The organism is Caldimicrobium thiodismutans (assembly GCF_001548275.1).
Lineage (GTDB): Bacteria > Desulfobacterota > Thermodesulfobacteria > Thermodesulfobacteriales > Thermodesulfobacteriaceae > Caldimicrobium > Caldimicrobium thiodismutans.
Genome location: NZ_AP014945.1, coordinates 243698 through 256274, shown reverse-complemented (window position 1 = coordinate 256274; position 12577 = coordinate 243698). Strand labels below are relative to the sequence as shown.

Here is a 12577-nt window from a genome sequence, read left to right as displayed (position 1 = left end):
ACATAGGAGGAGGGAGTTGCCATGAAAAAGCTGATGTCTTTACTGCTTTCTCTTGCTGTCGCTGGAGTGATTGGAGTTACTGCTGGATGCAAGAAGAAAGAAGAAGCTCCTGCCCCAGCTCCTGAACAGCCCAAGGCAGAACAGCCTGCCCAGCCTGCTCAACCTGCTCAGCCCGCTCAGCCTGCTGAGAATCAGACTGGTGCTGCTCCAGCCGAGCAACCCAAGGCAGAAAAACCCGCTGAAAAGAAGTAAGAAAACTCAAAGTAAGAAGGGGGCTTATGCCCCCTTCTTTTTTATAACTTAATCCTTTTCTTTTTTACCCCGATGTTTTTCTTTAGGTCCTTTTCCTTCTTTTTCATTATAAAAGTCTTTATCTTTTTGATTCATATAATCTTTTGAATCTCTGTAATCTCTTTGTTCTCTATCTCTCTCTCTGAATTCTTTCTCTTCTTTCTCTTTAAATTTTTCCCTTTCTCCTTTTTTATGTTCATAGATTTCATAATGCACATCTACAAATCTTGGATGTTTTTCTTTGTATTTAATGACCACATCTGGGACTTCTCTGTAATATTCGGAAAGAAATTTAACATTAGATAGAAAAATAATATCATCATCTACAAAAACAACCTTTTTCTTTTTATGATAACCCCAGGCCTTTCCATAAGGTGGACCATAAATAATGTATCTTTTAAAGACAACCTCTGGATAAATTCTGAATCTGATCAGGATGTCATACCAGGAATACCCTTTTCTTCTAAGTTCAACAATTACATCTGGAGATACACCAGCTTCCCTGACGATTAATAAAATAACTGGGAGTTCCTCTTCCACTATGATTGGATAGCGCTTTTTAATGATTATGATTTGCTCTTCCGGGATTCTATAGTAATCACTTAAGGAAAAATAAAAACTTCTGAGTTTTCCATCTCCAAGGGAAATACCCAAATTAATATCACTTGCAAAGCTTGAAAGGTTAAAGGCCAAAAGTATAGCTACCAAACCCAACCATAAACTTAACTTTTTCATCATCAGCCACCTCCCTTTTTTTTAAATAAATTATCAAAAATTATACCCAAATCATTTAAATAAAATCCTTTTATTTTAAAACCGTTAATGACATTTTTGTCAAAAAATTTTTTCTAAAAAAGACTTTTTTGTTTGGGAAAGGGGCAATTTTCAGGTTCAGGCTCTTCAAATATCTTGACTATCCCATAGACTCCGTCATACCCTCCTTTGACATAGACCCGTCCTTCTCTAACGCGTTTTATCGCAAGATAAAGCTTCTCTGGTAACAATGAAGAAAGTTCACTGAGATTTTTCTTTAGTAGAATGTCAAACTCAGTTCCAATTTTCTCAACATATTGGTCATAAAGTTTTTGAAGAGTTTTGGTATTGGGATTAAGATTGAAAACCTCAGCCAGAATTTCAACAAGAGGAACTAAGTGCACAGAATAGGGTTTATTTTCTGGAATTAAATTATCGGGTCTATCGGCAAGTTTCTCAATCCGATGAAGAACACCAATAGTCAATGGTTGTCCACAGACTGGACAAATATATCCAAGCTCAATGGTCTCTTTAGGATTAAGTGAAACCTTGCAAGACCTATGTCCATCAAGATGATATTTACCTTCTTCAGGATAAAATTCAATGGTATAGGCAATTTTATTTTCCTTTATAGATCGATAAAAGTTTTCATAAGTCATGGGATAAAAAAAGGCTGTAGCCTCCCTGCCAATCTTTCCGGGTGAGTGAGCATCAGAGTTTGAAACTAAGGCAATTTTGTCAAGGGCAGAGATCCTCCAGTTCATTTCAGGATCCGAAGATAGCCCTGTTTCAATGGCATAGATATAGGGAGTAGCCTCTCCAAAGGCCTCTTCAAGGGTATCAAAGCCAGAGAAGGCCCCAAATACTGAATACCATGGAGTCCAGGCATGGGCTGGAATCACAAGTATATCTGGAGAAATCTTCAAAAGATCCAATGTCAACCTTTCAGCAGAAATCCCAAAAGTTGGTCTTCCGTCAGCTGAGAGGTTTCCTAATTTAGATAAGTAAAGGTTTATTTCTTCAACTACCTGAAAATTAGGGGCAATCAAGATCAGGTGAATCCTGCGGTTGGTCTTTTGGTTCTGAGTGAAAATTAGAGAAATCTCTGCAGAGAGCAGAAATCTTGGACCTTTATCTCCGTTTTTTACCACATAGAAACCTGAGTCCCTTTCATACTCCAGGTATTCTTTAAGTTCCTGAAGGTAAAGGGGATGGGTAAAATCTCCTGTTCCAAGAAGGTCAAGGCCTTTAAGAGCTCCCATTTTTGAGAGAGCCCGGGGTTCCATATTTTTTGAGCTTGCTCGACTATATTTTGAGTGCAAATGAAAATCAGCTAAGTAAGAATTTTTTATAACCTCAGGGGGTGGAAGTTTTTGATTTCTCATGAGAATAATTAAAGTGCCGAGGGCGGGAGTTGAACCCGCACGGAGTTGCCTCCACTGGATCCTGAATCCAGCGCGTCTGCCTATTCCGCCACCTCGGCGTTTTATTAAATATTAACTTCTTTTTAAAGTTTGGCAAGGATATGTATATGTCCTTATCTTTTGAGACCTAAATCTACCCATTTTTGGGCAGATAAATTGGATTATTCTTGTAATATTAACCTGTAAAGCCTTACCTGTAGGGATGTTGTAAATCCCCCGATAGGGGCAAATAATTCTTTGCCCCTACATTGAACCAACAGAAAGGATCTTTGCAAAGTGATTAAAAGAGTATAATATAATTGGTCAACAATTTTATGAAAACTGAAAGATTTAGCTCAGAGGCCTGGTTATTTTATCTTCTTTTGGCCGTTTTTTTCTTCCTGTTTCTCCTTTCCTTCTTCTTACCCCTCCTTTCTTATCAGGAGGCAAGAAGAGCAATTATTATTCAGGAGACCTATCTATTTAAATCTTTAATCCCTCTCCTCAATGGAGAGCCCTATTTTACTAAACCTCCCCTTCATACCTGGCTATCTCTTCCTTTTTATGCTCTGGGAAACCTCTTTAAACAAGAAATCTTTTTTTTAAGACTACCTTCTTTTTTAAGTTATCTTTTTACAGCATATCTTATATACTTACTTTGCCATAAAAATCTGCTTAAATCCATCCTTTGCCTCTCTATTTTATTTTCAGCTTTTCGTTTTTTAAGTTTTATTTACCGCATTGACCTTGAACCCCTTTTTATCTTCTTTACAACTCTGAGTTTTTATTTTCTTCAAAGGTATCTTGAAAGGCCCTCTCAAAAATTATCCCTTGCCTTTTACACAGGCTTGGCCTTAGCTTTTTTAATTCGGGGACCTCTGCACTTTTTTCTTCTTCCTGCCCTTGCGCTTTTGGCCCTTTTCACCAAAAATAAACCCCTATTCAGATTACTTTTCTCTCCCGTAGGCTGGGGATTATTTTTACTCCTCATTTTTCCCTGGTATCTATATGGATATCTGAAATTTGGCTTCCATATCTTTCAAGAATTTTTACATACAGATATATCTGAAAGACTCGCCTCCCCAAAGGACCCCTTTTATTACTATTTTAAGGCCCTTTTTTTAAATTTTTTTCCCTATTTCCTGCTCCTTTTCATAAAAATTAAACATCTCTGGAAAAATCACCTCATCCAATTAAAAGCACATCCTTTATCCCTTTATTTTTCTTCCCTTTTTATCCCTCTTTTACTTTTAAGTTTTACAGGCTCAAAATTTGACAAATATCTGCTATATCTCTATCCCATTGCCTCTCTCTTTTTTGTTGAAATTCTTTTAAAAATATATTCCCAAAAATTTTTAATTAGATTTGTGGGTATAATCTTATTTCTGAATCTTTTGATAGTTACCCTTGCCACCTATTTTCCTCTTAAAGACTTAAAAACAAACACATCTCTATGGATAGAAAACCTTAATCCAAAAAAGGATTACCTCTTTTATCAACAAGCTCATCCCCTTGCTATTTTTATTTTGCAAAAACCTCTTGCTATTATCAAACAGGAAGAAGAGGCTAAAGAGATCTTAAAGCAAGGACATTATGTTCTCTCCCCTGTAGAACTGAATTTTGCCAGACAAGAACTTGTCTTACCTGATCCTTACAAAAAAGGAAAATATTGGTATGTGTATAAAGCTCTTACTTTCTGAAAAGGAGATTTAAAAGAAGGGTTAAAAGGATACTTAAAAGAATGGAAGTTCCAAGGGGAAAATAAAAGGTAAAGCTATCACGCTTTATATAGATGTCCCCTGGAAGTCTTCCCAGAAAGGGGATTTTAGGAAGCAAAAGCAATAAAAGCCCAAGGGCTATAAAAATTATTCCAAAGAGAATTAGAAATTTACCCAAACCTGAGAGCTCCTGCATAATTTAAATTTTAACAATATTAACAAAAAATTCCAGCCCTGTAGAACTTACCTTAACAAGCTAACAAAAAAAAATGCATAGGTTAAGATTCTTACAAGAAAAAGGAAGGGTGGTAAAAAAGCCCCATGTAGGGGTTTAAAATTTTAAACCCCTACTTAAGGAAAGATTTTGCAGATTATATATCCTTTCTTTCCAAAGGGGAATGGGTATGTGGAGAGATTTAATTTGTGTTTCGCCCTAAGAAAAAATCCTATAGAGTCTCAAAAGATTTGGACGCATATATATGTATTGACAAGTGTCATTTAATTCGTTATTTTTGATTTAAAAGATCCGAAGGGGGAAACTATGGCTTTAGAACAGGACATTCGGAAGGTCTTAATTGCCAATAGGGGAGTGCCTGCAGTAAGGATTATGAATACCTGTCGGGACAAGAAAATTAAGACTGTTGCCATATACAGCACCCCTGATAGATTGGCCTATCATGTCTTTTTAGCGGATGAAGCAGTGCATATCGGAGAGGCTCCCCCTCTTGATTCTTACCTCAACATGGAAAAAATTATCAAAGCTGCCACAGAGAAGAAATGCCAGGCCATCCATCCTGGCTGGGGATTCTTAGCTGAAAATCCTGCCTTTGCAGAGATGGTTGAATCTGCCGGGCTTATCTGGGTTGGCCCACCTCCTCAGGTTATTCGCCTGATGGGAGACAAAATTCGAGCCAAAAAAATTGCTCAAAAAGCCAATGTCCCAACCATACCAGGTATGTTAAATGTTCAAAGTCCAGAGGATATTTTAAAATGGATGCGAGAAGAGGAGGTTATCTTCCCTATCCTTATAAAGGCAGCTGCCGGAGGCGGGGGAAAGGGAATGGTAAGAGTGGATTCAGCAGAGGAGATTCCTGTTGCCTTTGAAAGGGCTCGGTCTGAAGCAAAAAAGGCCTTTGGTGATGATACCCTCTTAGTGGAAAAATACATTGAAAAGGGAAGACATATTGAGGTTCAGATTCTGGGAGATAAATTTGGCAATGTGGTGCACCTCTTTGAAAGAGAGTGCACTATTCAGAGGAGAAACCAAAAGATTTTAGAGGAAGCTCCTTCTCCAAGTATAGATGATAACCTTAGACAGGAGATCTGCTTTACCGCAGTAAGACTGGCCAGAGAGCTTGGGTATTATTCTGCAGGAACCGTTGAATTTCTTCTTGACCCAAAGACCAGAAAGTTCTATTTTCTTGAGGTAAATACCCGTCTTCAGGTTGAACATGGTGTAACAGAACTTATCACCGGTCTTGATATTGTAAGTCTTATGTTTGATATTGCTCAGGGGAAGAAACTGCCCTTCACTCAAGAGGATATTTATCCTAATCGGCACGCAATTGAAGTCCGTATTAATGCTGAGGATCCCCGCACCTTTAACCCCTCCTTTGGAACTATAACCCGCTTGGAAATTCCCCTTGGGCCTGGAATTAGAGTTGCCTCGGGAGTTTATGAAGGAGCTGATGTGCCTCCTTATTATGATTCCCTGATTATGCTCCTTATGTCTGCAGGGGCAGACAGAACTGAGGCCTTAAGAGTTATGGATAGAGCCCTGAGTAGAGGCTTAAGAGTAGAGGGTATTAAGACCATTGCCCCGCTTCTTCTCAGCATAATCAGGCATCCTAAATTTATAGAAGGAAATTTTTCCACGCGCTTTATTGAGGAATACTATCAGGAACTTATCTCTGCCTTTAGAGAAAAGACTTCTGATGATGAGGCCCTCAAGATTGCCCAATATGTAGCTGAGATATCTGCCCTTGGGCCTCAGCCCTGGATGTAAAGTTTAAAAAGAACCTAAGGAGGTCTTTATGGGATATGTCTTTGTTAAACCCGGCATGAGTCCAAGAGAAATAGTGCAAAAAGTAAGGGAGCTACCCGGGGTTTCCTTAGTATCTGTGGGGATGAGAGATGCAGGACAATCGGATTATAAAAATCGTTTAAGAATCTTTGATCTTAAGACCTTAGCTCCCTATTACAATGAAATGGGGCTTTTTGCCGCAGAGTGTCATGGAGGGGCAAGATGGCATGTAGGAATCATGAATCGCAGGGAAAGTCCCTTTGAAGAAATAGACATCTTAAGGGAGCTTATGCCCAATGTGCTTCTTCAGACCCTTATTCGTGAAACTAATATGTTTGGTTATAGGCCCTATCCAAAAAACATTATTGAATATGTAGTAGAGAGGGTAGATATTGATGTCTGGAGGTGTTTTTCATTTTTAAATGATGTGCGAAACATGCGGATAGTTGCAGAAGTGGTGATGAAACGAGGCAGGCTCTTTGAACCCGCTATCTCTTATACAGTTGCCCCCTGGTTTGATACAAAATATTACCTTAAAGTAGTAGATGAGATTGTTGACCTCTGTGGAGGGGTAGATGAGATAATCCTTTGCATAAAGGACATGGCAGGTGTAGGGACATCCAAAAGTGTTTCTGAGTTGATCTCAGCTATCAAAGATAGGTATCCTGATCTAATTATAAACTACCATCGCCACATAACAGATGGGCTGGCTATACCGGTGCTTGTATCTGCAGCCAAGGCTGGAGCTAAAATTCTTGATGCTCAAGAAGATACCCTCTGCAGATTTTATGGTCATTCCCCTATCCTTTCCGTTGAAGCAGCCCTTAGAGAAGAAGGTATCCCAGTAAACCTTAACAGGAAGATGGCTGAGCTTGCAGTGGAAAAAGTTAGAGAATGGATAAGAGACTATGAATGGGCTGAATCTCCTTTTAAAGGTTTTGACCATATGGTTACCCGGCACAAGATGCCAGGAGGAGCTTTCCCAAGCTCCTTTGAACAAGCTGAAAAAGGTGGATTTCTTCATCTCATGCCTGCAATTTTGCAGGTCATGAGCCTTTACAATCAAATTGTAAAGTATTTTGATGTGACCCCTGGCTCTCAAATCACCTGGGTAACCTGCTCTGGAATTGTCAATCGCTATCATAAAGAATATGGAGAAGAAGGGGTGCAGAGGGTAATCAATCTTTTGCGAAAGTTTGTGGAGGAGAAAAATCAAGAATTCTCTGCTATGACCCCTGAAGAACAGGAGGAATTATTACAGCTCTTCAGACAAGCGCCTGGAGACTTTAAAAACCTTATTCTTGGCCATTATGGGAAACTACCTGTGGGTTGGCCTGATGAATGGGTCTATCGGTCTGCCTTTGGAGAGGCCTGGGAAGAAAAAATCAAGGAGAGAAAAGATACCTCCGCCCTTGAAAATATCCCTGATGAGGATTTAAATCACTTAAGGAAACAACTGGAAGATGAACTTGGAAGACCTGTTACTGAAGAGGAATTTATTCTTTATCTTATGCATCCAAAGGATGCCATTGATTATATCAGATTTCGTGAAAAATATGGTTTTGCCCCTCTGGTTCTTCCGACCAAGGTCTGGAGAGAGGGCCTTGCCAAACCAGGAGATAAAGTTGAGTTTGAATTAGATGGTAAACCCTATAGCATAGAACTTGTCTCCATTGGAAGTGAAAACGAGGGTATTATTCATGTGGTTCTCAAGGTTAATAATAAAACAAGGGTCTTTGAGGTGAGAACTCCACGGGCTAAAAAAGCTGAGGTTAAAAAGGCTATGAAACCAAATGAGATAGGTGCTCCCATTAGTGGAACTGTTTGGAGAATAGGAAATCCCAAAAGGGGAGCTATAAAACCCGGAGACATTGTGCATAAAGGTGAAGAAATAGCTAATCTTGAGTCCATGAAGATGGAAAACCCCATTCTGGCACCCTTTGATGCCCAGGTAGTAGAAGTTTGTATAAAGCTGAATCAGATGGTAGAAGAGGGTCAGCTCCTCTTTGTGTTAAAACCCCTTGAGGAAGGGTAAATCTTCTTTTATATAAGCATAAAGGGTTACTACCCCTAAGGTAAGGGATTTTAAAAGGAGCCTTTTAAAGCCATTTTTTTCAAGGAGTTTATGAATCTCCTCAACAGGTGGGAATTTCTCAATTGAACTTGCCAGATACTGATAGGCTTCCTTATCCCCGGTGAGGAGGCCTCCTATAAAGGATAACCCATATTTAAGATAAAGAAGATAGGGATACCTAAAAAGAAAATTTTTTGGCTTTGAGAACTCAAGAATCACAAGAAGTCCTCCTGGTTTTAACACCCTGTAGAATTCTTGGAGGGCCTTTGCCCTGTCAGGAAGATTTCTCAGTCCAAAGGCAATGCTAATAGCTCCAAAGGTCTCCTCTTTAAAGGGAAGCCTCTCAGCATCACCTCTTATGGGATAAATATACTTTTGCAAAGGAGAAACCTTACTTTTGCCATAAAGGAGCATCTCAAAACTCAGATCTAAGGCAAAAAGCTTAGAGGGATTTACTTTTAAGATTTCAAAACTAAGGGTAAAAGGGCCAGAGCATAGATCCAAAAAAGGCCCCTCTACCTCTTTAAAGAGTTTGGCTACCGCTTTTCTCCAGAAATAATCCTGATAAAAACTCCCTAAGGAATTTACAAGATCATAACGCCTTACAATGCGATCAAACTTTGCTTTAACAAAGGCTTTATGGTCTTGATTATTTCTTTTCATAGCTCAAAAAAATAAAGCTTCGGAACCTCTTTTATTATCCTCTTTTTGTAGAGAAGCTTACAAAAATGTAAAAAGGCCCTTTGCTTTAGCCCTGAAAAGTCAAATTCTAAATGATGAAGATATTTCAAGGCAAAATCCTTGTTTAAAGGTAGGTGAGAGGTCTCAACAATTTCTTGAAGGGCAGAAAGTCCTTTAGCACGGCTTAAATAAAGGGCAGATAAAAATATTTTTAATTTTTCTCTTTCTGTATCCAAAAGATCCTTTCTGGCAATAAAAAGGGCAAAAACAAAGGGGAGGTGGGTCTTTTTTAACCAAATCTCTGCAAGATCTGTGCTGAAGGGAAAAACCTCTTCCCTTTCAAGTAACAAAGCCTCATCTCCAATAGCAAGATAACCTGAGAGTTTAAAAAGTTCTTCCTTTAAAGCTCCTTGAATGATTTTTTTCTTCAGAATAAGATACTCAGGTTTTATGTGGAAAAATTCCTCAAGAATTATGCGTAAAAGTCCAAAAGAGGTCTCAGTCTCTGGAGTTATCCCAAGAGGGCATTGATTAAGTTCCGGAAGGGGGACCTTGTGATAGAGAATGACGCTTCTAACCTTACCAACGGTGCTAATAGAAAGGTCAGGCAAAATAAGAAAATCTTTGAAATTTTTGGCATAAAAGAGACTTGAGGCCAGACCAGCCTGAAGCTCTTTATTCTGCAATGCAGAATTTATCTCCGAAGGTGTTAATAAATAAAGATCTGCTACCCCTTCCACCTTTAAAAAATGAAGAAGAGGTAGGGTATTAAGATATCGAGGAAGGCCTATTTTTAAAAGGGAATTTGAACTAAAGACCAGCATAAAAACGATATTTTACTTCCTTTTCACAGGAAAGAAACTCCTCTAAGGCCTTATCCATTGAGTTAGATAAGGGGGTAGAAGTTGCAACAGCAAGGAGATTAGCCCAAGCCCCAAAATTAAGGGACCCTCTCTCTTCAAAACCAAGAATTCTGGCGCCATTAACAGTTGCCATTTCAAGAAGTTTTAAGGGAGGAATTTCAGTATAAAAGGAATGTAAAGTTTTTATCTCCTCAAAGATAGAAAGCCTATCATTGCTTGCTAAGGAATCTGTCCCTAAGCAAATGGTAAGGCCATAAGCAAGCATTTTGGAAAGATTGGGAAATCCAGCTCCAGTGTAGAGATTACTTCTTGGACATACACAGACCTTGACCCCTCTTTTAGCCAAAATCTCCAGATCCTCATCTTCTAAGTGTATTCCATGAACAATGAGGGTATTTTCATCTAAGGCATTTAGACTTTCAAGATATTTGACTGGAGAAATCCCGGGAGCTTTAAAGGATTCGTTCCATTGTCCCCTTTCTTTGAGAAGCTCAGCTATGGGACCTTTTCCTTGCTTTAAGAATTCTATCTCCTCAGAGGACTCTGCAAGATGAATTACAAAAAGCCTTTTTCTCTTCCGATTATAGGACTTTATAACCTGAAGAAGAAGGGGAGAAACTGTATAAGGGGCGTGCGCCGAATAGGTAATCTTAAACCGGGGTGAAAAATCCTTTAGTTCACTCAAAGGGGAACTACCTTTAAAATTAATAATTTCCTGAAAAATATATCCATAAAGCGGTGATTTGGAGAGAATTTCAACTGTTAAAGCTGAATTGGTAACCTCTCCGATAACCCCAATTCCCTCGCGTAGAAGTTCATTTAAAGCAAAAGTTGCCGATTCTTTTATCTCAATAGGAGTAAGGTCAGCACGTTTTTTGATAACCTGTCTTACCCAGAGTAAAAATTTGCCTGAAGGAGGGATTCTAAAACGAAGGGCGGATAGCTCAAGATGAAGATGTGCATTAGTAAGGACTGGCAGAACTACCAAGTCTTCAAGATCAATGAGCTTTGCCTTTGAGACCTCCTTTTTAAGAGATCTGTAAGGGCCAATTCTATGAATCTTTAAATCTTTGATCTCAATAGCACCGTCATAAAGAGGGCTTTGCGGAAGGGGTAAAAGATACTTAGACCGAATAAGAAGGTGGTGCCTGTTCTCAAGAAAGATTTCTTCCATTTTAAGTTAATTCTCAAGAAGGGTGTAATCCATTTTACGACGCTTCGGAATATAGCCTGCGGATTCAATATAAGCCCTGAGATCCCTCTCACTCAGACGATGCGAGACCCCAGCAGAGGCAACTACATTCTCCTCAATCATGGTACTTCCAAAGTCATTTCCACCAAAATCAAGGGCAAGCTGAGCAATCTTTGGGCCCTGCGTAACCCAGGAGACCTGAATATTTTTAAAATTATGGAGTATTATCCTGCTTATAGCAAGCACCTGCAGATACCTGGCTGAGCCAGCCTTTTTTATATAGGAAAGAGCGGTATTTTTGGGCTGAAAGGTCCAGGGGATAAAGGCTGTAAAACCACTGGTTCTATCCTGAAGGCTCCTTAACTTAAAAAGATGCTCCAGAATCTCTTCTTCTGTCTCAATATGGCCAAACATCATGGTAGCTGTAGTTTTAAGACCTAAGTTATGAGCAGTCTCCATCACCATTAGCCATTCTTCCGCAGTTGCCTTGTTGGGGGAAATAACCTGTCTAACCCTATCTACAAGGATTTCAGCACCTCCCCCGGGAATTGAATCAAGACCAGCTTGAACAAGCCTTTTCAGAACCTCCTCTATGCTTAAACCAGATAGTCTGCTCAGATAAAGAACCTCGGGTGGAGAAAGGGCATGCAGGTGAACCTCTGGAAAGCGGCTCTTTAAAAAAGAAAAGAGCTCTTCAAAATACTCAAGAGTAAGCTCCGGATGGAGCCCCCCCTGAAGAAGAATCTGATAGCCACCCAGGGAAAGAGTCTCCTCAATCTTTTTAGCAATCTCTTCAAAGGAGAGCACATACCCCTCAGGAGAATTAGGGGCCCTATAGTAGGCACAAAACTTACAACCAGAAATACAAATATTAGTATAATTTATATTTCTATCCACCACATAGGTAACTATCCTGGTTGGGTTTATTTTGAAACGGATAGTTCGGGCAATCTCTCCCAGGATGTAAAGGGGAAGTCTGAATAAATATAAGGCCTCTTCCTTTTCAAGAGGAAGACCATCAAGGACCTTGGATTTAATCTTTTCTACCACTCTATTCCGCACCGGGCTCTTACTCCTTTATCTAAATAATGCTTAAGTGGTCTCATCTCGGTAACAAGATCAGCCTTTTCTATCAGAGGCTGAGGCGCAAATCTCCCAGTAATAACAACCTCAATTTTGGGAGGCCTTCTCTCTAAAACCTTCAGAAATTCCTGTAAGTCTATTATATTCCAGTTTAGGGCATAAACAAATTCATCCAATACAAAAAGGTCATATCCCCCATCTTTTAGAAGTTGTTTGAAAAGTTCATATCCTTTTAAGATTTTTTCTTTCAAGGCATTATCTACATTTCCTTTAACAAAGCCCTGGGTATGAAAGGAGGCATAATAAAGCTCTGGAAAAAATCTTTTAAGAATTTTTACCTCTGAAGAAGTAGGGGGTTTGAAGAATTGAAAGAAAGCTACTTTTAAACCAGCTCCTAAGGCCCGGATGGAGAGCCCGACAGCACAGGTAGTCTTACCTTTGCCCTCCCCAGTGTAGACCTGTATATATCCCTTTTCCAACATTTCTTTTAGTTTAC

At 39.3% G+C, this 12577-nt stretch carries 12 protein-coding genes and 1 tRNA gene; 4 read left to right on the top strand and 9 right to left on the bottom strand.

Annotated elements, in window-relative coordinates; translation table 11 throughout:
- Positions 1-21: 21 nt before the first annotated feature.
- Entirely contained in the window at positions 22-252 is a 231-nt protein-coding gene (locus tag THC_RS01225; RefSeq protein ID WP_068512180.1) for a Vmc-like lipoprotein signal peptide domain-containing protein, read from the top strand.
- A gap of 48 nt (positions 253-300) precedes the next feature.
- Here the strand turns inward: THC_RS01225 and THC_RS01220 are convergent, their stop codons facing one another.
- The 3 genes from THC_RS01220 to THC_RS01210 all read right to left on the bottom strand — a co-directional run bounded on the left by THC_RS01220 (position 301) and on the right by THC_RS01210 (position 2527).
- Positions 301-1029, bottom strand: a complete 729-nt coding sequence (locus tag THC_RS01220; protein ID WP_148638800.1) for a hypothetical protein — start codon at positions 1027-1029, stop codon at positions 301-303.
- A 110-nt stretch (positions 1030-1139) separates the two neighbouring features.
- The gene (locus tag THC_RS01215; RefSeq protein ID WP_148638799.1) at positions 1140-2306 is read right to left on the bottom strand and encodes an endonuclease Q family protein; all 1167 of its coding nucleotides are present in this window, start codon (positions 2304-2306) and stop codon (positions 1140-1142) included.
- A gap of 137 nt (positions 2307-2443) precedes the next feature.
- A tRNA-Leu gene (locus THC_RS01210) sits at positions 2444-2527 on the bottom strand.
- 255 nt (positions 2528-2782) lie between these two features.
- Between THC_RS01210 and THC_RS01205 the strand changes: the two genes are divergently transcribed.
- Positions 2783-4147 carry an ArnT family glycosyltransferase gene (locus THC_RS01205; RefSeq protein WP_068512174.1) on the top strand — a complete coding sequence of 455 codons (1365 nt, stop codon included), beginning with the start codon at positions 2783-2785 and terminating at the stop codon, positions 4145-4147.
- Here THC_RS01205 and THC_RS01200 read toward each other — a convergent pair.
- On the bottom strand, positions 4137-4361 hold the full coding sequence (locus THC_RS01200; protein WP_068512173.1) for a DUF2905 domain-containing protein: 225 nt from the start codon (positions 4359-4361) through the stop codon (positions 4137-4139). The genes THC_RS01205 and THC_RS01200 overlap by 11 nt on opposite strands.
- A gap of 345 nt (positions 4362-4706) precedes the next feature.
- Here THC_RS01200 and THC_RS01195 point away from each other — a divergent pair, with 345 nt between their 5' ends.
- Together THC_RS01195 and THC_RS01190 are read left to right on the top strand one after the other, a co-directional pair.
- Complete coding sequence (locus tag THC_RS01195; RefSeq protein ID WP_068512170.1) at positions 4707-6170, top strand: acetyl-CoA carboxylase biotin carboxylase subunit; 1464 nt, start codon at positions 4707-4709, stop codon at positions 6168-6170.
- 28 nt (positions 6171-6198) lie between these two features.
- Entirely contained in the window at positions 6199-8223 is a 2025-nt protein-coding gene (locus THC_RS01190; RefSeq protein ID WP_068512167.1) for a biotin/lipoyl-containing protein, read from the top strand.
- Here the strand turns inward: THC_RS01190 and THC_RS01185 are convergent.
- Genes THC_RS01185 through THC_RS01165 form a run of 5 tightly spaced genes read right to left on the bottom strand, consistent with a single transcriptional unit; the run spans position 8200 to position 12563 of the window.
- Positions 8200-8925, bottom strand: coding sequence for a ubiquinone/menaquinone biosynthesis methyltransferase (locus THC_RS01185; protein WP_068512164.1), 726 nt, complete (start codon positions 8923-8925; stop codon positions 8200-8202). The two genes, THC_RS01190 and THC_RS01185, sit on opposite strands and share 24 nt — an antisense overlap.
- On the bottom strand, positions 8922-9767 hold the full coding sequence (locus tag THC_RS01180) for a menaquinone biosynthetic enzyme MqnA/MqnD family protein (protein WP_068512161.1): 846 nt from the start codon (positions 9765-9767) through the stop codon (positions 8922-8924). Before THC_RS01180 ends, THC_RS01185 begins: the two co-directional genes overlap by 4 nt.
- Positions 9754-10980 (bottom strand): amidohydrolase family protein, encoded by a 1227-nt coding sequence (locus THC_RS01175; protein ID WP_068512158.1) that lies wholly within the window; start codon positions 10978-10980, stop codon positions 9754-9756. Before THC_RS01175 ends, THC_RS01180 begins: the two co-directional genes overlap by 14 nt.
- 6 nt (positions 10981-10986) lie before the next feature.
- Entirely contained in the window at positions 10987-12060 is a 1074-nt protein-coding gene (mqnC, locus tag THC_RS01170) for a cyclic dehypoxanthinyl futalosine synthase (RefSeq protein ID WP_231938360.1), read from the bottom strand.
- The gene (locus THC_RS01165) at positions 12042-12563 is read right to left on the bottom strand and encodes a cob(I)yrinic acid a,c-diamide adenosyltransferase (protein ID WP_068512151.1); all 522 of its coding nucleotides are present in this window, start codon (positions 12561-12563) and stop codon (positions 12042-12044) included. The genes mqnC and THC_RS01165 overlap by 19 nt, the downstream gene beginning before the upstream one ends.
- Positions 12564-12577 lie beyond the last annotated feature (14 nt).

Bases quoted from the DNA above. Each gene is read 5' to 3' on its own strand.
- THC_RS01225 (WP_068512180.1), top strand. From the start codon at position 22: ATGAAAAAGCTGATGTCTTTACTGCTTTCTCTTGCTGTCGCTGGAGTG.
- THC_RS01220 (WP_148638800.1), bottom strand. From the start codon at position 1,029: ATGATGAAAAAGTTAAGTTTATGGTTGGGTTTGGTAGCTATACTTTTG.
- THC_RS01215 (WP_148638799.1), bottom strand. From the start codon at position 2,306: ATGGGAGCTCTTAAAGGCCTTGACCTTCTTGGAACAGGAGATTTTACC.
- THC_RS01205 (WP_068512174.1), top strand. From the start codon at position 2,783: ATGAAAACTGAAAGATTTAGCTCAGAGGCCTGGTTATTTTATCTTCTT.
- THC_RS01200 (WP_068512173.1), bottom strand. From the start codon at position 4,361: ATGCAGGAGCTCTCAGGTTTGGGTAAATTTCTAATTCTCTTTGGAATA.
- THC_RS01195 (WP_068512170.1), top strand. From the start codon at position 4,707: ATGGCTTTAGAACAGGACATTCGGAAGGTCTTAATTGCCAATAGGGGA.
- THC_RS01190 (WP_068512167.1), top strand. From the start codon at position 6,199: ATGGGATATGTCTTTGTTAAACCCGGCATGAGTCCAAGAGAAATAGTG.
- THC_RS01185 (WP_068512164.1), bottom strand. From the start codon at position 8,925: ATGAAAAGAAATAATCAAGACCATAAAGCCTTTGTTAAAGCAAAGTTT.
- THC_RS01180 (WP_068512161.1), bottom strand. From the start codon at position 9,767: ATGCTGGTCTTTAGTTCAAATTCCCTTTTAAAAATAGGCCTTCCTCGA.
- THC_RS01175 (WP_068512158.1), bottom strand. From the start codon at position 10,980: ATGGAAGAAATCTTTCTTGAGAACAGGCACCACCTTCTTATTCGGTCT.
- THC_RS01165 (WP_068512151.1), bottom strand. From the start codon at position 12,563: ATGTTGGAAAAGGGATATATACAGGTCTACACTGGGGAGGGCAAAGGT.